The 19,221-nt window shown below is 61.1% G+C and carries 16 protein-coding genes; 10 read left to right on the top strand and 6 right to left on the bottom strand.

Annotated elements, in window-relative coordinates:
• The first annotated feature begins 23 nt into the window (after positions 1 to 23).
• The gene (locus tag ACSSVH_RS22610; protein ID WP_492633763.1) at positions 24 to 1,010 is read left to right on the top strand and encodes a FecR family protein; all 987 of its coding nucleotides are present in this window, start codon (positions 24 to 26) and stop codon (positions 1,008 to 1,010) included.
• Positions 1,011 to 1,261: 251 nt separating this feature from the next.
• Positions 1,262 to 4,012, top strand: a complete 2,751-nt coding sequence (locus ACSSVH_RS22605) for a TonB-dependent receptor (protein WP_169951116.1) — start codon at positions 1,262 to 1,264, stop codon at positions 4,010 to 4,012.
• A gap of 247 nt (positions 4,013 to 4,259) precedes the next feature.
• On the opposite strand, the gene trmA is transcribed toward ACSSVH_RS22605, so the two are convergent.
• Complete coding sequence (gene trmA / locus ACSSVH_RS22600; protein ID WP_492633762.1) at positions 4,260 to 5,339, bottom strand: tRNA (uridine(54)-C5)-methyltransferase TrmA; 1,080 nt, start codon at positions 5,337 to 5,339, stop codon at positions 4,260 to 4,262.
• Positions 5,336 to 6,631, bottom strand: a complete 1,296-nt coding sequence (locus tag ACSSVH_RS22595; protein WP_492633761.1) for an NCS2 family permease — start codon at positions 6,629 to 6,631, stop codon at positions 5,336 to 5,338. The genes trmA and ACSSVH_RS22595 overlap by 4 nt, the downstream gene beginning before the upstream one ends.
• A gap of 211 nt (positions 6,632 to 6,842) precedes the next feature.
• On the opposite strand from ACSSVH_RS22595, the gene ACSSVH_RS22590 reads away from it, so the two are divergent.
• Positions 6,843 to 7,289, top strand: coding sequence for a DUF4879 domain-containing protein (locus tag ACSSVH_RS22590; protein WP_492633760.1), 447 nt, complete (start codon positions 6,843 to 6,845; stop codon positions 7,287 to 7,289).
• A gap of 111 nt (positions 7,290 to 7,400) precedes the next feature.
• Here ACSSVH_RS22590 and ACSSVH_RS22585 read toward each other — a convergent pair whose 3' ends face one another.
• Positions 7,401 to 8,633 (bottom strand): MFS transporter, encoded by a 1,233-nt coding sequence (locus ACSSVH_RS22585; protein WP_169951108.1) that lies wholly within the window; start codon positions 8,631 to 8,633, stop codon positions 7,401 to 7,403.
• 344 nt (positions 8,634 to 8,977) lie between these two features.
• Between ACSSVH_RS22585 and ACSSVH_RS22580 the strand changes: the two genes are divergently transcribed.
• The 3 genes from ACSSVH_RS22580 to ACSSVH_RS22570 are packed head-to-tail and all read left to right on the top strand — an operon-like array spanning position 8,978 to position 11,608.
• Positions 8,978 to 10,417: a cytochrome ubiquinol oxidase subunit I gene (locus ACSSVH_RS22580; protein WP_169951106.1), complete on the top strand. Its 1,440-nt coding sequence runs from the start codon at positions 8,978 to 8,980 to the stop codon at positions 10,415 to 10,417.
• 3 nt (positions 10,418 to 10,420) lie between these two features.
• Positions 10,421 to 11,428, top strand: coding sequence for a cytochrome d ubiquinol oxidase subunit II (gene cydB, locus ACSSVH_RS22575; protein WP_029292140.1), 1,008 nt, complete (start codon positions 10,421 to 10,423; stop codon positions 11,426 to 11,428).
• A 12-nt stretch (positions 11,429 to 11,440) separates the two neighbouring features.
• Positions 11,441 to 11,608: a DUF2474 domain-containing protein gene (locus ACSSVH_RS22570; protein ID WP_492633759.1), complete on the top strand. Its 168-nt coding sequence runs from the start codon at positions 11,441 to 11,443 to the stop codon at positions 11,606 to 11,608.
• A gap of 51 nt (positions 11,609 to 11,659) precedes the next feature.
• On the opposite strand, the gene ACSSVH_RS22565 is transcribed toward ACSSVH_RS22570, so the two are convergent.
• Both ACSSVH_RS22565 and ACSSVH_RS22560 read right to left on the bottom strand, forming a co-directional pair.
• Positions 11,660 to 12,784: a methyltransferase gene (locus tag ACSSVH_RS22565; RefSeq protein WP_492633758.1), complete on the bottom strand. Its 1,125-nt coding sequence runs from the start codon at positions 12,782 to 12,784 to the stop codon at positions 11,660 to 11,662.
• 176 nt (positions 12,785 to 12,960) lie between these two features.
• On the bottom strand, positions 12,961 to 13,671 hold the full coding sequence (locus tag ACSSVH_RS22560) for a helix-turn-helix transcriptional regulator (protein ID WP_169951099.1): 711 nt from the start codon (positions 13,669 to 13,671) through the stop codon (positions 12,961 to 12,963).
• Positions 13,672 to 14,084: 413 nt separating this feature from the next.
• Between ACSSVH_RS22560 and ACSSVH_RS22555 the strand changes: the two genes are divergently transcribed.
• Positions 14,085 to 14,861, top strand: a complete 777-nt coding sequence (locus ACSSVH_RS22555; protein WP_492633757.1) for a ferredoxin--NADP reductase — start codon at positions 14,085 to 14,087, stop codon at positions 14,859 to 14,861.
• A 58-nt stretch (positions 14,862 to 14,919) separates the two neighbouring features.
• On the opposite strand, the gene mscL is transcribed toward ACSSVH_RS22555, so the two are convergent.
• A complete protein-coding gene (gene mscL / locus ACSSVH_RS22550; RefSeq protein ID WP_169951095.1) occupies positions 14,920 to 15,336 on the bottom strand; it encodes a large-conductance mechanosensitive channel protein MscL in 417 nt (138 codons plus the stop codon).
• 288 nt (positions 15,337 to 15,624) lie between these two features.
• Between mscL and katB the strand changes: the two genes are divergently transcribed.
• The 3 genes from katB (at position 15,625) to radA (ending at position 19,221) form a co-directional block, all read left to right on the top strand.
• On the top strand, positions 15,625 to 17,166 hold the full coding sequence (gene katB / locus ACSSVH_RS22545) for a catalase KatB (protein ID WP_492633756.1): 1,542 nt from the start codon (positions 15,625 to 15,627) through the stop codon (positions 17,164 to 17,166).
• Positions 17,167 to 17,287: 121 nt separating this feature from the next.
• A complete protein-coding gene (locus tag ACSSVH_RS22540; RefSeq protein WP_492633755.1) occupies positions 17,288 to 17,818 on the top strand; it encodes an ankyrin repeat domain-containing protein in 531 nt (176 codons plus the stop codon).
• A 35-nt stretch (positions 17,819 to 17,853) separates the two neighbouring features.
• Entirely contained in the window at positions 17,854 to 19,221 is a 1,368-nt protein-coding gene (radA, locus tag ACSSVH_RS22535; RefSeq protein ID WP_169951087.1) for a DNA repair protein RadA, read from the top strand.

The raw sequence follows: 19,221 nt of genomic DNA, 5'->3' as shown, positions 1-19,221 counted from the left end.
CAACGAGAATTCGAGACTCACACGTGAATAGCCAGGAGTCGCAACAGCCCAGCATTACCGAGGTCGCCGCCGATTGGGCGGTGCGCCTGCATGCGGGCGGGCTGGGTGTGCAGGAACACGCCGAACTGCAACGCTGGATTGCCAGCGACAGCCGCCACGCCGCGGAACTGGATTTTGCCCGGCAGACCTGGGCGGCGCTGGGTGATTTGCCAACAGATACGCCCGTGCATCGCCAGCGCCCGCCGTCGGCAGGCATGCCACTGCGCCGCGCCCAGCGTCGGCGGCCATGGCGCGTGGCCGCAAGTGTCGCGCTGTTGCTGGTGGTCGCCGGAATTGGCTGGTTGCAGGCGCCGCAAGCCTTGCTGCAGATGCAGGCCGACTACCTGACCGCCAAGGGCGAAGTGCGCATGGTGCGCCTGGCGGACGGCAGTACCGTGGAGCTGGATTCCTCCAGCGCCATCCGCCTGGATTTCGACGGCGAGCAGCGGCGGATCAGCCTGCTGGCCGGCTCGGCGATTTTTGACGTGGCGCCCATGGTCGGGCAGGAAACCCGGCCGTTCGTGGTGCAAAGTGCCGGCGGGCAAACCCGGGCCCTGGGCACGCGTTTTGTGGTCGGCCGCGAGGCAGACGACCAGGCGTGGGTGGGCGTGCTGCAACACAGCGTGGCCGTGACCCAGCAAGACCGGCCGCAAACCACGGTCCTCGAGGAGGGGCAGGCCGCCCGCTACAGTGCGCAGGGCGGTGTGAAAGGCCTGCCCGGCTTCGACCTGGCGCGGGCCACCAGTTGGCGGCGCGGGGTGCTGGTGTTCGACCGCCAGCCGCTGGCCAAGGTGGTTGAAGAACTCAATCGCTACCGCCCCGGGCGGGTGGTGCTGCGCAATGCCGAGCTGGGCAAGCGTGAAGTCAGTGCGGTGGTGCGCCTCGACATGCTGGACAAGGCGCTGGGCACCTTGACCGAAGAGCTGCAGGTGCACCGTTTTGATCTGGCGGGTGTCAGCCTGATCTACTGACATACCGCAAACCTCCCTGTGAACGGGCGCTTTTGTGTGGGTGCTGGCTAGCCTGCGATAGCATCACCTCGGTCTACCTGGTAGACCGAGTTGCCTGCATCGCCGGCAAGCCAGCTCCTACACAAGCCCGCATTCCTGGCTGATCTTCAAACAATTTTCAGAAACACTTACTGAGTCTCTATCCCTGACGCGTCTTGCTAATCGAGAAGTATTCGCATAAACAAAAAACGCTCAGCGAAGGGATCACAACGATGTCTGCAATCACCAAAGGGCGCGTCACCGGCAGCCGGTTGGCCCTGGCCATTCACTTGGGTCTGTTTGCCAGCGCCGGGCAGGCCTACGCCGCCGCCCCGGTGGCCGGCGCTTCGCAGCCTGCGACGCTGATGTTCGATATTCCCGCCCAACCCCTGGGCGGCGCGGTCCTGGCGTTTGCCGACCAGGCTGGTTTGCAGGTGCTGTTCGATAGCCCGCGCCTGCAAGGCCTCAGCAGCACCGCGCTGAAGGGCCAATACAGTGTCCAGGAAGGCCTGGGGCGTTTGTTGGGCAGTGCGCCGGTGGAGTATCGCTTCACCGGCGAGCGCCAGGTCACCCTCAATCGCGTCAATGTCGAACAGGACAACGCGTTGACCGTTGGCACCACCACCATCAACGCCAACACCAACGGCAAGCCCAGTGACTGGGTGTATGAAACCCCGCGCTCGGTGGCGGTGATCACCCGCGAGCAGATCGACAAGCGCCCACCCCGGCACGCCGCCGACATGCTCGAGGAAACCGCCGGTGTCTACACCGCCGTCAACCAGCGTGACCCTGGCTTGTCGGTGAATATCCGTGGGGTGCAGGACTATGGCCGGGTCAATATGAACATTGACGGCATGCGCCAGAACTTCAACGTCAACGGCCACCAGCAGCGCAACGGCACGATGGTGATCGACCCTGAATTTATCTCCAGCATCGAGATCGACAAAGGCAGCCAGTCGGGCATGGGCGGTGCGGCGGTGCTCGGTGGTATTGCGTCATTCAAGACCCTGGACGCCAGCGAGTTCCTGGCCGATGGCAAGGAGTACGGCGGGCGTCTGCGCGCGGGTAATGGCATCGGCAAACTGGGCAATGGCACCCACTTCAATGGCAGCGGTGTATTTGCCTTTGGCGATGAGCGTGGCGATGTGCTGCTGGGTTACAGCGAGCGGCATTTCGGCGATTACCACGCCGGCACCCACAACGACCAGAAGCTGGGCACCAACCTGCGCGCGCGCAAGTATCAGCCCGAGGCGTTTGATGATTGGTTGAACAGCGAGGTCGGCGATATGGGCAGCGTGACTCGCTCGCAGATCGTCAAACTGGGCCTGAACCTGCCCAATGACCAGCGTGTGCAACTGAGCTACCTGCAAAGCGACAGTGACAGCAACGACGCCTGGGCCTATACCGCCGACGATGCACAAAGCGTTTACTACCGGCGCGTGAGCAAGAACAACCTTGCGGCCAAGAACGTCGCGCTGGACTACAGCTACACGCCAGACAACCCGCTGATCGATTTCAAGGCCAAGGCGTATTACGTCAGCACCCAGTTGGAACGCACCAATGCGCCAAACCTGTCGTCACCTGGTACGGGCAACGAGGTCGGCGGCTACACCGATCACTTCCAGACCGATACCTGGGGCCTGCAAGCGGACAACACCTCGCGCTTCGATTTCGAGGCACTGGGCCGGGTCAAATGGAACTACGGCCTGGAGATGTACCAGGACCAATTCAAGCCGCGCACCAACAAGGTCGAGGCGGTCAACCTCCAGGGGCTGCTGCCGTATGTCGAAGGCGACACCCCGGGCGGTAAACGCACCATCGCCAGCTTGTTCAACAACCTGCAATACGAATATGGCAACTGGCTGACCCTGGATGCCGGCCTGCGTTACGACCGCTACCGGCTTGAAGGCAAAACCGGGATGACCCTGTACAAGCGCGACCGCTTCTACAACAGCCTGGTGGGCGCCAAGCGTGTGGCCGAGGTGTTTGATATCGATAATGAAGAGGGGCACTTCTCGCCCACCTTCGGCATCGGCGTCAAGCCGGGGCTTGAGTGGATGCAACTCTATGCGCGCTGGGGCAAGGGCTGGCGCCCGCCGGCGGTCACGGAAACCTTCATGACCGGTCGCCCCCATGGTGGCAGCTCGGCAGAGCGGGTGTTCCCCAACCCGTACCTTAAGGCTGAAGAGTCGCGGGATTGGGAAATGGGCGTCAACGTGTTCAAGGAAGGGCTGTTTTTCAACGACGACCGCCTGGGCATGAAGGTCGCCTACTTCGATACCAAGATCGACAATTTCTCGTTCCTCAACCACAGCGTCAGCTTGCCAGATACCAGTGTCGGCGGTTTTCTCGGAACCATGGCCTACGTCAACAACACCGGCCCGACGCGCTTTCGCGGTATGGAGTACCAGCTCAACTACGACATGGGCCGGGCCTACGCCAACCTGAGCTACACCCATATGATCGGCAGTAACGACTTCTGCTCGAAGAACTACTACATGGGCGGAGCCAAGACCAGCGGGCCGCGGACTACGCGGATCGAGTCCTACATCCGCCCGGACGGGCGCCCCGGCATCCGGCCGGTCACTACTTATGAAGTGCTGGATGATGACGTTGCCAACAACAAGGAAAGTTGCGGGCGGATCATGGGCAACGCCACCTATATGCCGGCGGATCGCGGCTCGGTGACGTTGGGCGCGCGGTTCCTGGAAAAACGCCTGGATACCGGCGTGCGGGTGCGCTACAGCTCGGGCAACGGTGCCAACCTCAACCAGCAGGGTTATGACTTTATCGACCAGGCACTGTGGCCGCAGTACACCCTCTACGACCTGTATGCCAGTTACTGGATGACCGACCATTTGAACCTTGGCCTGGCCCTGGAAAACGCCACCGATGAAGCCTATTTCGTGGCCATGGGCGACGCCAACAACCTCAGCCTGGCGCGGGGCCGTACGTTGAGCGGGATGCTTGAGTACAAGTTCTGAGCAAGGTGTTCCAGCGTTCCGGCCCTGGCACTTAGAAGGCGCCGCCAAGTCGGCCGCCGCCCGCGCCAATGGCAAGCAGGGCGGCCGGCCACGCAAGGAGCAATGATGCACAGCCGGGGTAGCGGGCTTATGTGGGAACGGGCTTGCCCGCGATTACGGTGGGTCAGCCAGATAGATTTTGACTGATACACCGTAATCGCGGGCAAGCCCGCTCCTACATTTTTCCAGATCTGCCGGGACTGAGGGTTTAGCGCCGGGTCAGCAGCACGCCCGATTCCATATGGTGGCTCCACGGGAACTGGTCGAACATCGCACACCGGGTGATGCGGTGCGTGTCATGCAGTTGCGCAATGTTCGCCGCCAGCGTTTCCGGGTTGCAGGAAATGTACAGGATGTTCTCGAAGCGCCGGGTCAACTCGCAGGTGTCCGGGTCCATGCCTGCGCGGGGCGGGTCGACGAAGATGCTGGCGAACTCATAGCTCTTGAGGTCGATACCGTGCAGGCGTCGGAATGGCCGCACTTCGTTCAGGGCTTGGGTCAGTTCTTCGGCGGACAGGCGCACCAGGGTGACGTTATCCACTGCGTTTTCGTCGAGGTTGCTCAGGGCTGCGTTGACCGAGGTCTTGCTGATCTCGGTGGCCAGCACTTTGCGCACGCGGGTAGCCAGGGGCAGGGTGAAGTTGCCGTTGCCGCAATACAGCTCCAGCAGGTCATCACTGCGATCGCCCAGGGCGTCATAGGCCCAGTTGAGCATTTTCTGGTTCACCGTGCCGTTGGGCTGGGTGAAGGCGCCTTCGGGCTGGCGATAGCTGAAGGTGCGACCGCCGACATCGAGTTTCTCCACCACATAGTCGTGGCCGATCACATCGCGCTTGCCCTTGGAACGGCCGATGATGCTGACGTTCAGGTCGGCCGCCAGCTTGTTGGCAGCGGTGTGCCAATGCTCATCCAGCGGGCGGTGATAGCACAGCGTGATCATCGCATCGCCGGCCAGGGTGGTGAGGAACTCCACCTGGAACAGCTTGTGGCTCAGGGCGGCACTGGCTTGCCAGGCGGCCTTGAGTTGCGGCATCAACTGGTTGATGCGCAGGCTGGCGATGGGAAACTCTTCGATCAGGATCGGCGTGCGCTTGTCGTCCTGGGAGAACATCGCGTAATGGCGCTGACCGCCTTCGCGCCACAGGCGGAACTCGGCGCGCAGGCGGAAGTTCTGCAGGGGCGAATCGAATACCTGTGGCTCGGGCGCATCGAACGGCGCGAGCAGGTCACGCAAGCGCGTGACCTTTTCTTGCAGTTGCAGGGCGTAACTTGCTGCGTCAAAAGTCATGCGGGGAACCAGCCTAGCTTGATCACGAACAGGATCGACAGGATCACCAGCGCTGGGTTGAGTTCACGGTAGCGGCCTGTCAGCAGCTTGATACCGGTCCAGGCGATGAAGCCGAAGGCGATGCCGTTGGCGATGGAGTAAGTGAAGGGCATCGCCAGGGCGGTGATCACCACCGGCGCGGCAACAGTAATATCGTCCCAGTCGATTTCCGCCAGGCCCGAGGTCATCAACACTGCGACAAACAGCAGCGCGGGTGCGGTGGCAAATGCCGGGACGCTGGCCGCCAGCGGCGAGAAGAACAGCGCCAGCAGGAACATGATCGCGACCACGATGGCCGTCAGGCCAGTGCGGCCACCCGCACTCACGCCAGCCGCCGACTCGATGTAGCTGGTGGTGGTCGAGGTACCCAGCAACGAACCGGCCATGGCCGCAGTGCTGTCGGCAATCAGGGCGCGGCCCATTTTCGGCATGTGGCCGTCCTTGCCCATCAGGCCGGCGCGCTTGGCGACGCCGATCAGGGTGCCGGAGTTGTCGAACAGGTCAACGAACAGGAAAGCGAAGATCACGCTGATCAAGCCCACGTCCAGGGCGCCGGCGATGTCCAGTTGCAGGAAGGTCGGGTCCAGGGACGGAGGCATCGATACCACGCCGCCGAATGGGGTGACGCCGAGCGCGATGGCGGCGATGGTCACCGCAAGGATGCCGATCAACACCGCGCCGCGCACTTTCAAGGCTTCCAGGGCCACGATCAGGAAGAACCCCAGGGTGGCGAGGATGGGGGCGGGTTTGGCCAGGTCGCCCATGCCCAGCATGGTCGCCGGGTTGCTGACCACGATGCCGGCGTTATGCAGGGCGATCAGCGCCAGGAACAGGCCGATACCGGCGGCAATCGCCGAGCGCAGGGGCAGGGGGATGGCATTGATGATCCATTCGCGGATGCGGAAGATCGACAGCAGGAAAAACAGCACGGCGGAGATAAACACCGCACCCAGCGCCACTTGCCAGGTATGGCCCAGGTGCAGGACCACGGTGTAGGTAAAGAAGGCGTTCAGGCCCATGCCCGGTGCCAGGGCAATCGGGTAGTTGGCGATCAGGCCCATGATCGTCGAGCCGATGGCCGCCGCCAGGCAAGTGGCGACAAACAGCGCGCCCTTGTCCATGCCGGTCTCGCCGAGAATGCTCGGGTTGACGAACAGGATGTAGGCCATGGCCAGGAATGTCGTGATACCGGCGAGAATCTCGGTACGCACGTTGGTGTTGTGTGCCTTGAGTTGAAACAGCTTTTCCAGCATGCCTGCTCCCTGTGGCGCGCTCGGCGCCGTGATTTGTTGACCTCAAAGTCAAAGCACAAACTGCGCCAAGCGCCGCGTGTTTTCTACAGAGGATCGGAAAAAGCGGCGCATCATACCAGCAGGTCGACGGCCTGTGGCGCCCAGCCTCGGTTTTGTTGAGTGTGGCCTTGAGGCATACTCCGTCGACGTTCAGTCCAGGGTCATCCAAAGCATGAAAAAAGCCATCGCGTGGAGTCTAGCTCCGTTCGTCTGTATCGGCCTGTGGCTGGCGGCGGCACCGGCGTGGGGCGCGCCTGCACCGGCCTTGAGCGAGGTGCGGGTATTCCAGGTGCAGTCCCAGGCGTGCAAAGAGTCCATCGCCGAGGGCGTCGACAGCACCCGGCAGTGCCAGCACCGTGGGCCGACACAGGTCTCGGTGATGGAAGTGGGGCTGGGCAATAATTCCATCGCCACCTTTGATGGGGCGCGGCTTGCGGGGCAAAAGACCGCGATCTGCCAGGTCGGCTCCGTCAGCCAGGCCTGCAATGGCGCTGGCACATTGATGGGCTACATCTATGTATTTGACGTGGATATCCGCGCCGCCGGTTGGTTCGAGTACAGCAACACATCGATCAATGCGCCGCGCAATACCCTGAAGACTCAGCTGCGCATCCAATGATGGCCCCCTGTAGGAGCCGGCTTGCCGGCGAAAATCGTCAACGATAACGCTGGGTGCCTGGTGGCCCGTGTTGCTCTCTGGTTTTTCGCCGGCAAGCCGGCTCCGACAGGTTCAGGGCGTTTCGGCCGGGGTATGCATGCGGTCGCGCTTGGCCAGCGTCGGGAACAGCTTGATCCATACCCCCGTCACCACCAGCGTCCCGACCCCGCCCAATACCACGGCTGGCACTGTGCCCAGCCAGTGGGCGGTGACGCCGGATTCAAATTCGCCCAACTGATTGGACGCCCCAATAAACAGCCCATTGACCGCACTGACCCGCCCGCGCATTTCATCGGGGGTTTCCAGTTGCACGAATGAGGCGCGGATCACCATGCTGATCATGTCTGCCGCCCCCAGCACCACCAGCACCGCCAGCGAAAACCAGAACGAGGTGGACAGGCCGAACGCGATGGTCGCTACGCCAAATACCCCGACAGCGGTAAACATCACGCGGCCCACGTGCCGGTCCACGGCAAACCGCGCTAGCCACAATGACATCAACAGCGCCCCAACCGCTGGCGCCGAGCGCAGCAGCCCAAGGCCCCAGGGGCCGGTCAGCAGGATGTCCTTGGCAAACACCGGCAGCAACGCCGTGGCGCCGCCCAACAGCACGGCGAACAGGTCCAGGGAAATCGCCCCGAGGATGTCCGGCCGGCTGCGGATAAAACGAATCCCCGCGAGCAGCGAGTCGAGGGTGGCCTTGCCCTTGTTCAGTGGGGTCTGCCGCGCGGGCAGGTTGAGGGTGAGCATGCAGGCAATCAGGTACAGCAGCACCGTCGGGCCATACACCCAGGCGCTGCCGAAGGCATAGAGCAAGCCGCCCAGGGCCGGCGCGACGATGGTTGCCGATTGCTGGGCCGACTGCGCCGCCGCCACTGCCCGTGGAAACAGGGCGCTGGGCACGATGCTCGGCAACAGCGCCTGGGTGGTGGGCAGTTCGAAGGAGCGGGCTGCGCCCAGCAGGAAGGCGAGGATAAAAATCATCTCGCGGGTGACATTGTCCGTCAGGCTGCCGATGACCAGGGCCAGGGCGATCAACGCCTGCAACGTCTGGCAAATGGCGGCGACCCTGCGCCGTTCGTAACGGTCGGCCACATGCCCGGTGTGCAGCATGAACAGCACCCGTGGGACAAATTCCACCAGGCCCACCAAGCCCAGGTCCAGCACGTTGCCGGTCAGTTGGTAGAGGTTCCAGCCGATGGCCACGGTGAGCATCTGGAAGCCGCTGGCGGTAAAAATCCGGGCCAGCCAGAACGCGATAAAAGGGCGGTGATGACGTAACAGCAGCGGGGTTTCACTGGGCATCGGCAAGGACTGGACTGAACCTGGGAAGTGCCGAGGTTAGCATCAAGCTGTAACAAACAGTTGCTGCCAGGCAAATATCCTTAGCAAGGCATCTATTTGGCTGAGTCAACCTGTCACGCGGCAAAAGACCACACAGTCCAACCTGGAAAATGGGACTACTCTTTCAACGATGCTTGATCCAGATCAATGCCGATTGCAGCGTTGGTGTGGGGGTCAAGAAGCCAGAATCCCTACGTGGTTGGTAAAAAAAGAACGAATTGCAATTCGCCACACTCCATATCCGTGGGAGCAGTGGGTGCAGGCCTCCCTGCCTGTAGCCGGTATTACCTGACAGAGGAAGACTTATGTTCGGTTTGGAGGCGCTAGATCTCGCCCGAATTCAATTCGCATTCACCATCTCGTTCCATATCCTGTTCCCGGCCATCACCATTGGCCTGGCCAGTTACCTCGCGGTACTGGAGGGCCTGTGGCTCAAGACCCACAACGATACCTACCGTGACCTCTACCATTTCTGGTCGAAGATCTTTGCCGTCAACTTCGGCATGGGGGTGGTCTCGGGCCTGGTCATGGCCTATCAGTTCGGTACCAACTGGAGCCGCTTCTCGGACTTCGCCGGCTCTGTCACGGGGCCGTTGCTGACCTATGAAGTGCTCACCGCGTTCTTCCTCGAAGCGGGCTTCCTTGGGGTGATGCTGTTTGGCTGGAACAAGGTCGGGCGCAAGCTGCACTTCTTTGCCACGGTGATGGTGGCCGTCGGTACGCTGATCTCGACCTTCTGGATCCTCGCCTCCAACAGCTGGATGCAGACGCCACAAGGCTTTGAAATCATCGACGGCCGGGTGATCCCCACCGATTGGCTGGCCGTGATCTTCAACCCTTCGTTCCCCTATCGCCTGGCGCACATGGCCACGGCGGCGTTTGTCGCCACCGCGTTTTTTGTCGGATCGTCGGCGGCCTGGCATCTGCTGCGGGGCAAGGACAACCCGGCGATCCGCACCATGCTGTCGATGGCGATGTGGATGGCCCTGATCGTCGCGCCGATCCAGGCGGTGATCGGTGACTTCCATGGCCTCAACACCCTCAAGCACCAGCCGGCGAAAATTGCGGCGATTGAAGGCCACTGGGAAAACATCGGCAATGAGCCGACCCCGCTGATCCTGTTCGGCTGGCCGGACATGAAGGAAGAGCGCACCAAGTACAAGGTGGAAATCCCCTACCTGGGCAGCCTGATCCTCACCCACTCCCTGGACAAGCAAGTGCCGGCCCTCAAGGAGTTCCCGCCTGAGGATCGTGCCAACTCGACCATCGTGTTCTGGTCGTTCCGGGTCATGGTCGGCCTGGGCATGCTGATGATCTTCACCGGCCTGTTCAGCCTCTGGCTGCGCAAGGGCGACAGGCTGTACACCAACAAACCGTTCCTGTACCTGGCGCTATGGATGGGCCCGTCGGGGTTGATTGCGATCCTGGCCGGCTGGTTCACCACCGAAATCGGGCGCCAGCCCTGGGTGGTCTACGGCTTGATGCGCACGGCGGACGCCTCTTCCAACCACAGCGTGGTGCAGATGAGCATCACCCTGGCGCTGTTTGTGGTGGTGTACTTCGCCCTGTTCGGCGCAGGCCTTGGCTACATGATGCGCCTGGTGCGCAAAGGCCCGGTCACCCACGACAGCACCGAACCGGCCCACGGCGGCCCCGGGCAGCAACGTACCCCGGCGCGTCCATTGTCGGCAGCCGATGACAGCGGCGACGCTGATCACGGCGACACTCTGAACAAGGGGAATTGAGTCATGGGTATTGATCTTCCGCTGATCTGGGCCGTGATCATCATCTTCGGCATCATGATGTACGTGGTCATGGATGGCTTTGACCTGGGGATCGGCATTCTCTTCCCGTTTATCCCGGGCAAGACTGACCGCGACGTGATGATGAATACCGTCGCCCCGGTGTGGGACGGCAACGAAACCTGGCTGGTGCTGGGGGGCGCGGCATTGTTTGGCGCCTTCCCATTGGCCTATTCGGTGGTGCTCTCGGCGCTGTACCTGCCGCTGATCCTGATGCTGATCGGCCTGATCTTCCGTGGCGTGGCCTTTGAGTTCCGCTTCAAGGCCAAGGATGACAAGCGCCACTTGTGGGACAAGGCGTTTATCGGCGGCTCGCTGGCGGCGACCTTCTTCCAGGGCGTGGCGCTGGGGGCATTCATTGAAGGCATTCCGGTGGTTGACCGCCAGTTCGCCGGCGGCTCATTGGACTGGTTCTCGCCGTTTGCCCTGTTTTGCGGCGTGGCCTTGATCGTGGCCTATGCCCTGCTGGGCTGCACTTGGCTGATCATGAAGACCGAAGGCAAGCTGCAAGAGCAGATGCACAACCTGGCGCGGCCCCTGGCGTTCGTCGTGTTGGCGGTGATTGGCATCGTCAGTATCTGGACGCCCCTGGCCCACCCGGACATCGCCTCGCGCTGGTTCACCCTGCCGAACCTGTTCTGGTTCCTGCCGGTGCCGATCCTGGTGCTGGTGACCATGTATGCGCTGGTGCGTGCCGTGGCCCGCAATGCCCATTACGCGCCGTTCCTGCTGACGCTGGTGTTGATCTTCCTCGGCTACAGCGGCCTGGGCATCAGCCTGTGGCCGAACATCATCCCGCCGTCGGTGTCGATCTGGGATGCCGCCGCGCCGCCGCAAAGCCAGGGCTTCATGCTGGTGGGTACGCTGTTCATCATCCCGTTCATCCTGGGCTACACCTTCTGGAGCTACTACGTGTTCCGCGGCAAGGTGACCCATGAAGATGGCTATCACTAGGAGGCTTGGACCATGACCGGTAAACCTTCACTGGACGATATCGAACAGGCCGAGAAAAAGCCGCTGTGGCAACGCCTGGGCTGGTTGGCAATGATCTGGACCGGCAGCGTCCTGGCCCTGTTCGTGGTGGCCAGCCTGATGCGCATGTTCATGAACGCCGCGGGCCTGAGCAGTCACTGACATCCCATGCAGTCTTGACCCTCCTTTAATGGAGGGTTTTTTTTGCCTGTGTTATTTGCGGGCCTTGAGAATCACGAACTTTGGTGTCGCCGCCACCTGCTCCACACCACGGAACAGGCGCGCCAGCTTGCTGTGATAACCCAGGTGGCGGTTGCCGACGATGTACAACGCGCCGCCGACTACCAGCGCTTCGCGGGCCTGCTGGAACATGCGCCATGCAAGGAAATCCCCCACCACCTGCTGCTGGTGGAACGGCGGGTTGCATAGCACCACGTCCAACGATTGCGGCTCCTGGTCCGCCAGGCCGTCGCCGGGGCGAATCATCACGGGCCGCTCACCCAGGGCCGCGCGCCAGTTTTCGGCGGCCGACTGTACGGCCATATAGGACTCGTCCACCAAGGTGTACTGCGCCTCGGGGTTGCGCAGGGCGCTGGCAATCGCCAGCACGCCGTTGCCGCAACCCAGGTCAGCCACGCGGGCGTTCCCCAGGTTGTGCGGCAGATGGGGCAGGAAGGCACGGGTGCCGATATCCAGGCCTTCGCGGCAGAACACATTGGCGTGGTTGAGTAGCTCGATGGCCGGCGCGTCCAGGCGATAACGCGTGGGGTAGGGCGATACGACGCGAGGGCGATCAGCCAGGGTGGCGATCAGCAGCCTGGCCTTTTTCACCGCCAGCGACGCGTGCATCGGCCCGATGTAACGCTCCAGCAGTTCACCGGCGGCGCGGGGCAGGTGCTTGACCATGGCCCCCGCGATCACTTCGGCACCTGGCGCCAATTGGTCCTGCAGGCGGATCAATTGTTCTTCGAGCAGCGCCAGGGTTTTTGGTACCCGGATCAGTACGCGATCGAAGGGCCCGCTGGGCACCTGGCTGGCAGGCACGAACGAGAGGGCATCGAAGGCCTTGCCATTGCGCATCAGGTTTTTTTGCAGGGCCTGGGCGCCGAGGAATGAATCGCCGCTGCTGGTGACATGCACATGCCCCTCAAGGCTGGCCGCCAATGCCCCAAAACTGTCATTGAGCACCAGTACGCGGGTGCTGCTGGCCGGTTGCTGCTCGGCCAGGTAGGCAAGCAGATACTCGTCGGCCGCATCGAAGGCTTGCAGCGGTTCGTTTTGCTGCTCGGGCTGGCGGATCAGGTCGAGTTGGGCGAAGGGGCTATCGAGCAGGGGCATGGCGGGGGGAACTCTGGATAATCGACGGGTGTTCCGGGCCTGGCGCGGAACCTTCTGAGTGGACTGCGACGCGGGCGTTGACGAGCGGCGTCATCACTCAGAACTGGCCGTAAATGTTACGTTTTTTTCCGGCGGATTACATTCGGTGTTTTCAACATGGGGCGCGCGGGCTGTACTCAAAAAAGGCCGTGTTTGACTGCCGTGATCACCGCGGCAATCTTATTGCTCACCCCCAGCTTGCGCATCGCACTGCTGATATGAAAACCGACAGTGCGCTCGGACAGGCAGAGAATTGTCGCGATATCGGCAGCTGTCTTGCCCAGTGCCGACCATTGCAGGATTTCGGTCTCGCGACTGGTGAGCTTGGTGGGGCACTGGCAGGCCGGCTCCTTGGCATAGGCCTGGGCCGCGACGGTATGCAAGGCATGGCAGATCCACAAGACCTGGCCGGCTTTCTCATACAGTTCCTGGGCTTGCACCGGTTCCTGGCGTCGTCCCAGGTTGATCATGCTGAAAAAGCCACGGAAGTCATGCACCGACTGCGCCCAGCCAAAATTGAGACCCTGGGCTTGCAAGTGAACCCACATGTCCGGCACTGCAGAGTAGGTTTTTTCTTCCCAGACGATGGGCAGTACATCGCGTTTGCAGTGGCTGACCAGCGGGTCCATATCGAAGTAATGTTCTGTTTTGTAGAGAGTGTTCCATTCACTTGGATAATTATTGAGGTGGATGTTCTTGAATGGCTGATAAACCGCATTGGAGCCCATCATAAAACCGCAATATTCAAAGCCCAGCTCATAGGTAATGTTCAGAGCAGCCTCGAACATAGTCGTCACCTCATCCTCACCTTCTAGTTTGGGTAGACGTGTGTTTCGCCAGTTGACCATTGGTAAATCTCCATGAGTCGCACACTGATTGTTCGCAACGCGGTCCCCTTAGCGTTACCGAATCGAGTGTAGGACAGCATGTAAAACCCAGATGGGAATTTTCGCACTTAGCGTTGCGTTTTTTAGTAGAACTGATTGATACCCATGGTCCTGGGCGCGCGGGCGGGGGGGCTGATGATGTGAGTGAATTTCTTTGTCATTCATTTGCTTAGGGCAGGGTTGCGACACAGTTTATGAATTTTCATGTAGGGGTTATGAGTAGGACTTAATAGCCAAATGGTTTGAATTGAAGGCAGATGGCCATCTTTTCTGTATTGGTCAGTGGAGGCACGCAGGATGTCACTACAAACCAACGGTGTTTCCAGGCGTCGCTTTGGGGGACACTAGGGGTTACCTGTAGACCGGAGCCCCCCATGACGGCCAGTGCGGAAAAATTCACACGCCAGACCCTGATCGATGTGCAGTCGTTGACCCCCAGCCTGTTTACCCTGCGTACTACCCGGGACCCGGGGTTCCGTTTCACCGCCGGGCAGTTTGTTCGCCTGGGCGTGACCAAACCCGATGGCAGCCTGGTGTGGCGTGCCTATTCGGTGGTGTCGTCGCCCTTTGATGAGTTCCTGGAGTTTTTCTCTATTGTGGTGCCCGGTGGTGAGTTCACCAGTGAGCTGAGTCGCCTGCGGGTGGGCGACGAGTTGCTGGTGGAGCGCCAGGCCACCGGTTTCTTGACCCTGAATCGTTTTGTCGATGGTCGTGACCTTTGGCTGCTGGGCACCGGCACGGGGATCGCGCCATTTCTGTCGATCCTGCAGGACTTTGAAGCCTGGGAAAAATTTGAGCGGATCATCCTGGTCTACAGCGCCAGGGAAGCTCGGGAGCTGGCCTACCAGACCCTGATCAAGGAATTGGGTGAGCGCGAGTACTTGAGCGAACACGCCCATAAACTCACCTACCTGCCTATCGTGACCCGTGAGCAGCGGCCGGGTGCATTGAATGGGCGGATCACGACCCTGATCGAAAATGGCGAGCTGGAGCGTGCGGCGGGCGTAGCGCTGACGCCTTTGCATTCGCGGGTGATGATTTGTGGCAATCCGAAGATGATCGATGACACCCGGCAACTGCTCAAGCAGCGTGATATGCAACTGAGCCTGGCGCGTCGGCCCGGGCAGGTGGCGGTAGAAAACTACTGGTAGAAAAAAGGCGCCCGGTCAGGGGCGCCTTTTTCTGTGGCCGACAGGTATTGCGGGTCGGCTACAGGGGCTTGTTGTTCTGGGCCTTGAGCAGATCGCGGATCTCCCCCAGCAGTTCCTCTTCCTTGGTGGGGACCGGTGGCAGGCTTGGCGCCACGGCTTCTTCACGCTTGAGACGGTTGATGGCCTTGACACCCATGAAGATCGCGAACGCGACGATCACAAAGTCAATGACGCTCTGGATGAATTTACCGTAGGCCAGGACCACCGCAGGTGCATCGCCCTGGGCTGCCTTGAGCGTTACCGCCAGGTCACCGAAGTCCACACCGCCGATCAGCAGGCCGATGGGCGGCATCACCACGTCGCCTACGAAGGACGAAACAATTTTGCCGAAGGCGGCGCCGATGATAATACCGACCGCCATGTCGACCACATTACCTTTGACCGCGAAGGCCTTGAACTCACTGATCACGCCCATAGGTTATTCCTTGTTACAGTTGAGAGGAGAGGAACTCAGTGTAAGTCAGTCTGCAGTGACTTGCTCGACACAACTGTTAACACTGTTCGTTGCAATCGACACATTAAAACGCAAATAGTTTGCAAAGTGCCACCAATCGCGCGCGAAATACCCGGCATTTCAGTGTCTTGCCACACTATTTTTTTAATCGGGTTGGTGTGGCTTTTCTATTTATCTTCTGGCGCCAGGATCACTAGCCTCTGGCAAGCACCCGTAAAAGTGCATTTAAAAAAGCCAGAGGATTGCTTGATGAAAAACCTTATTAGCCGCAGGTCTATTGCTGCGCGCAATCTGCTATTGATTGCCAGTACCAGTTTGTTGTCGTTGTCGGTCAGTGCCGCCAACCTCACTCGCGATAATGGCGCGGCCGTGGGTGACAACCAGAACTCGCAGACCGCCGGCGCCAACGGCCCGGTCCTGCTGCAAGATGTACAACTGATCCAGAAGCTGCAGCGCTTTGACCGTGAACGCATCCCGGAGCGTGTGGTGCACGCCCGTGGCACCGGCGCCCACGGTACCTTCACCGTCACCGACAACCTCAGCGACCTGACCAAGGCCAAAGTGTTTGCCGCCGGTGAGGCCACGCCGGTATTTGTGCGGTTCTCTGCTGTAGTGCACGGCAACCACTCCCCGGAAACCCTGCGCGACCCGCGCGGCTTCGCCACCAAGTTCTATACCGCCGAAGGTAACTGGGACTTGGTCGGCAATAACTTCCCGACCTTCTTTATCCGCGACGCGATCAAGTTCCCGGACATGGTCCATGCCTTCAAGCCGGACCCGCGCACTAACCTGGATGATGACTCCCGGCGTTTTGACTTCTTCTCCCATGTTCCCGAGTCCACCCGCACACTCACTGAGTTGTATTCGGACTCCGGCACCCCCGCCAGTTATCGGGAGATGGACGGTAATGGCGTACATGCCTACAAGTTGATCAACGCCAAGGGTGAAGTGCACTACGTCAAGTTTCACTGGAAGAGCCTGCAGGGCATCAAGAACCTGGACCCCAAACAAGTTGTCGAGGTCCAGGGCCGTGATTACAGCCATATGACTAACGACCTGGTTACCCATATCAACAAGGGCGACTTCCCCAAGTGGGACTTGTATGTGCAAGTGCTCAAGCCTGAAGAGCTAGCCAAGTTTGATTTCGACCCACTGGACGCCACCAAGATCTGGCCCGATGTTCCCGAGCGCAAAGTCGGGCAAATGGTGCTGAACCGCAACCCCGGCAACGTGTTCCAGGAAACCGAGCAAGTGGCCATGGCCCCGGCGAACCTGGTACCGGGTATCGAGCCGTCGGAAGACCGCCTGCTGCAAGGTCGGGTGTTCTCCTACGCCGATACGCAGATGTATCGCCTGGGCGCCAATGCCCTGCAACTGCCGATCAACGCTCCACGGGTCACCGTCAACAACGGTAACCAGGATGGCGCGATGAACGTCGGCAAGACCAGCACTGGCGTGAACTATCAGCCAAGCCGCCTGGTACCCCGGGAAGAGCCGCAAAGCGCGCGTTACAGCCAGATGCCCCTGGCGGGCAGCACCCAGCAAGCGAAGATCCAGCGTGAGCAGAACTTCAAGCAGGCGGGCGATTTGTATCGGTCCTACAACAAGAAGGAACGCCAGGACTTGATCGACAACTTTGGCGGCTCCCTGGCGACCACCGATGACGTCAGCAAGCACATCATTCTGTCGTTCCTCTACAAAGCTGACCCGGAGTACGGCACGGGCGTGGCCAAAGTAGCCAAGGGCGACCTGGCGCGAGTCAAGGCGCTGGCTGAAAAGCTGACGGACTAACGGCACATCTCCCTGTAGGAGCTGGCTTGCCGGCGATGAGGTCGCTGAAGACGATGGTGATCTTTGGGGGGCCATCGCCAGCAAGCCGGCGCCTACAAGGGACCTGCAGAGGATGTTGATTATGCGTAGCTTTATAGGGGCCCTACTGGCCTGCTGGTCCTTGAGCGTGCTCGCCGACCCACAGGCCCTCAAGGCGCAGTTGCAGGACTACTACTTCGACGCCGCCCGGCGTGGCGACGTGGAAATGCTCAAGACTTTTATCGAATCCGGTTATTCCCTCAATACCGTCGATGACAAGGGCTACACCGCACTGATCCTCGCCGCCTACCACGGCCAGGCCCCTGCTGTTGAACAACTGTTGGCGGCCGGTGCCGATGCCTGTGTCCTGGACAATCGCGGCAATACAGCGCTGATGGGCGCGATCTTCAAGGGCGAGTTGAGCATTGCCCGGCGTTTGCTGGGTACCGCTTGCAACCCCGACCAACGCAACGGCGCCGGACAGACGGCGGCGATGTACGCCGGGCTGTTCAAGCGCGTCGAACTGCTCGATGCACTCAAGGCCCAGGGCGCCGACCTGAACGCCGAAGACCCGCTGGGCAACAGCGCTACACGATTGGCCAACGGTGAAATCCGTACCGCAGCGCCGCGCTGAGCTATCATCGCGGTTTTTCGGTTGGAGGTTCTCAGATGGCAAAGGCCAAGCGCATGTACGGCTGCACGGAGTGCGGCGCGACCTTTCCCAAATGGGCGGGCCAGTGTGGCGAATGCGGGGCGTGGAACACCCTCACTGAAACCATGATTGAAAGCGGCGGGGCTGCGGCGCCCAGCGGGCGCTCCGGTTGGACCGGGCAACAAGCCCAGATCAAGACCCTGGCAGAAGTCAGCGTCGAGGAAATCCCGCGTTTCTCCACCGCGTCCGGCGAGCTCGACCGGGTGCTCGGCGGCGGCCTGGTGGACGGCTCGGTGGTGTTGATTGGCGGCGACCCGGGTATCGGCAAGTCGACCATCCTCCTGCAGACCCTGTGCAGCATCGCCAGCCGCATGCCGGCCCTGTACGTCACCGGCGAAGAATCCCAGCAACAAGTGGCCATGCGCGCCCGCCGCCTGGGCTTGCCCCAGGACCAACTGCGGGTCATGACCGAAACCTGCATTGAAAGCATCATCGCCACCGCCCGCGTGGAAAAACCCAAGGTGATGGTGATCGACTCGATCCAGACAATCTTCACCGAGCAACTGCAATCGGCGCCGGGTGGGGTGTCCCAGGTGCGGGAAAGTGCGGCGTTGCTGGTGCGCTACGCGAAGCAGAGCGGCACGGCGATTTTCCTGGTGGGCCATGTCACCAAGGAAGGCGCGTTGGCCGGCCCGCGGGTGCTGGAGCATATGGTGGATACGGTGCTGTATTTCGAGGGTGAGTCCGATGGACGCCTGCGCCTGTTGCGGGCGGTGAAAAACCGTTTCGGCGCGGTCAACGAGTTGGGTGTGTTCGCCATGACTGACCGGGGGCTGAAAGAAGTCTCCAACCCTTCGGCGATCTTTCTTACTCGCGCCCAGGAAGAAGTACCGGGCAGCGTGGTGATGGCGACGTGGGAAGGCACCCGGCCGATGCTGGTGGAAGTCCAGGCCCTGGTGGACGACAGCCACCTGGCCAACCCGCGCCGCGTGACCCTGGGCCTGGATCAGAACCGCCTGGCGATGTTGCTGGCGGTGTTGCATCGCCATGGCGGGATTCCGACCCATGACCAGGACGTGTTCCTCAACGTGGTGGGCGGCGTCAAGGTGCTGGAAACCGCATCGGACCTGGCATTGATGGCGGCGGTGATGTCCAGCCTGCGCAATCGACCGTTGCCCCATGACCTGCTGGTATTTGGCGAAGTGGGCCTGTCGGGCGAAGTGCGCCCGGTGCCCAGCGGCCAAGAACGGCTCAAGGAAGCTGCCAAGCATGGCTTCAAGCGCGCCATCGTGCCCAAGGGCAACGCGCCGAAGGAGGCGCCGCCGGGGTTGCAGATTATTGGTGTGACCCGACTGGAACAGGCACTGGATGCTTTGTTCGAATAA

This window comes from Pseudomonas sp. HC1(2025) (genome assembly GCF_058742075.1).
This window is presented reverse-complemented; position numbering and strand designations above follow the sequence as displayed.

Excerpts from the sequence above, each read along its gene's own strand:
- ACSSVH_RS22565 (WP_492633758.1), bottom strand. The coding sequence starts at position 12,784 with ATGCCCCTGCTCGATAGCCCCTTCGCCCAACTCGACCTGATCCGCCAG.
- ACSSVH_RS22555 (WP_492633757.1), top strand. The coding sequence starts at position 14,085 with ATGACGGCCAGTGCGGAAAAATTCACACGCCAGACCCTGATCGATGTG.
- ACSSVH_RS22580 (WP_169951106.1), top strand. The coding sequence starts at position 8,978 with ATGTTCGGTTTGGAGGCGCTAGATCTCGCCCGAATTCAATTCGCATTC.
- katB (WP_492633756.1), top strand. The coding sequence starts at position 15,625 with ATGAAAAACCTTATTAGCCGCAGGTCTATTGCTGCGCGCAATCTGCTA.
- ACSSVH_RS22595 (WP_492633761.1), bottom strand. The coding sequence starts at position 6,631 with ATGCTGGAAAAGCTGTTTCAACTCAAGGCACACAACACCAACGTGCGT.
- ACSSVH_RS22570 (WP_492633759.1), top strand. The coding sequence starts at position 11,441 with ATGACCGGTAAACCTTCACTGGACGATATCGAACAGGCCGAGAAAAAG.
- cydB (WP_029292140.1), top strand. The coding sequence starts at position 10,421 with ATGGGTATTGATCTTCCGCTGATCTGGGCCGTGATCATCATCTTCGGC.
- ACSSVH_RS22590 (WP_492633760.1), top strand. The coding sequence starts at position 6,843 with ATGAAAAAAGCCATCGCGTGGAGTCTAGCTCCGTTCGTCTGTATCGGC.
- ACSSVH_RS22560 (WP_169951099.1), bottom strand. The coding sequence starts at position 13,671 with ATGGTCAACTGGCGAAACACACGTCTACCCAAACTAGAAGGTGAGGAT.
- radA (WP_169951087.1), top strand. The coding sequence starts at position 17,854 with ATGGCAAAGGCCAAGCGCATGTACGGCTGCACGGAGTGCGGCGCGACC.
- ACSSVH_RS22605 (WP_169951116.1), top strand. The coding sequence starts at position 1,262 with ATGTCTGCAATCACCAAAGGGCGCGTCACCGGCAGCCGGTTGGCCCTG.
- mscL (WP_169951095.1), bottom strand. The coding sequence starts at position 15,336 with ATGGGCGTGATCAGTGAGTTCAAGGCCTTCGCGGTCAAAGGTAATGTG.
- ACSSVH_RS22540 (WP_492633755.1), top strand. The coding sequence starts at position 17,288 with ATGCGTAGCTTTATAGGGGCCCTACTGGCCTGCTGGTCCTTGAGCGTG.
- ACSSVH_RS22585 (WP_169951108.1), bottom strand. The coding sequence starts at position 8,633 with ATGCCCAGTGAAACCCCGCTGCTGTTACGTCATCACCGCCCTTTTATC.
- trmA (WP_492633762.1), bottom strand. The coding sequence starts at position 5,339 with ATGACTTTTGACGCAGCAAGTTACGCCCTGCAACTGCAAGAAAAGGTC.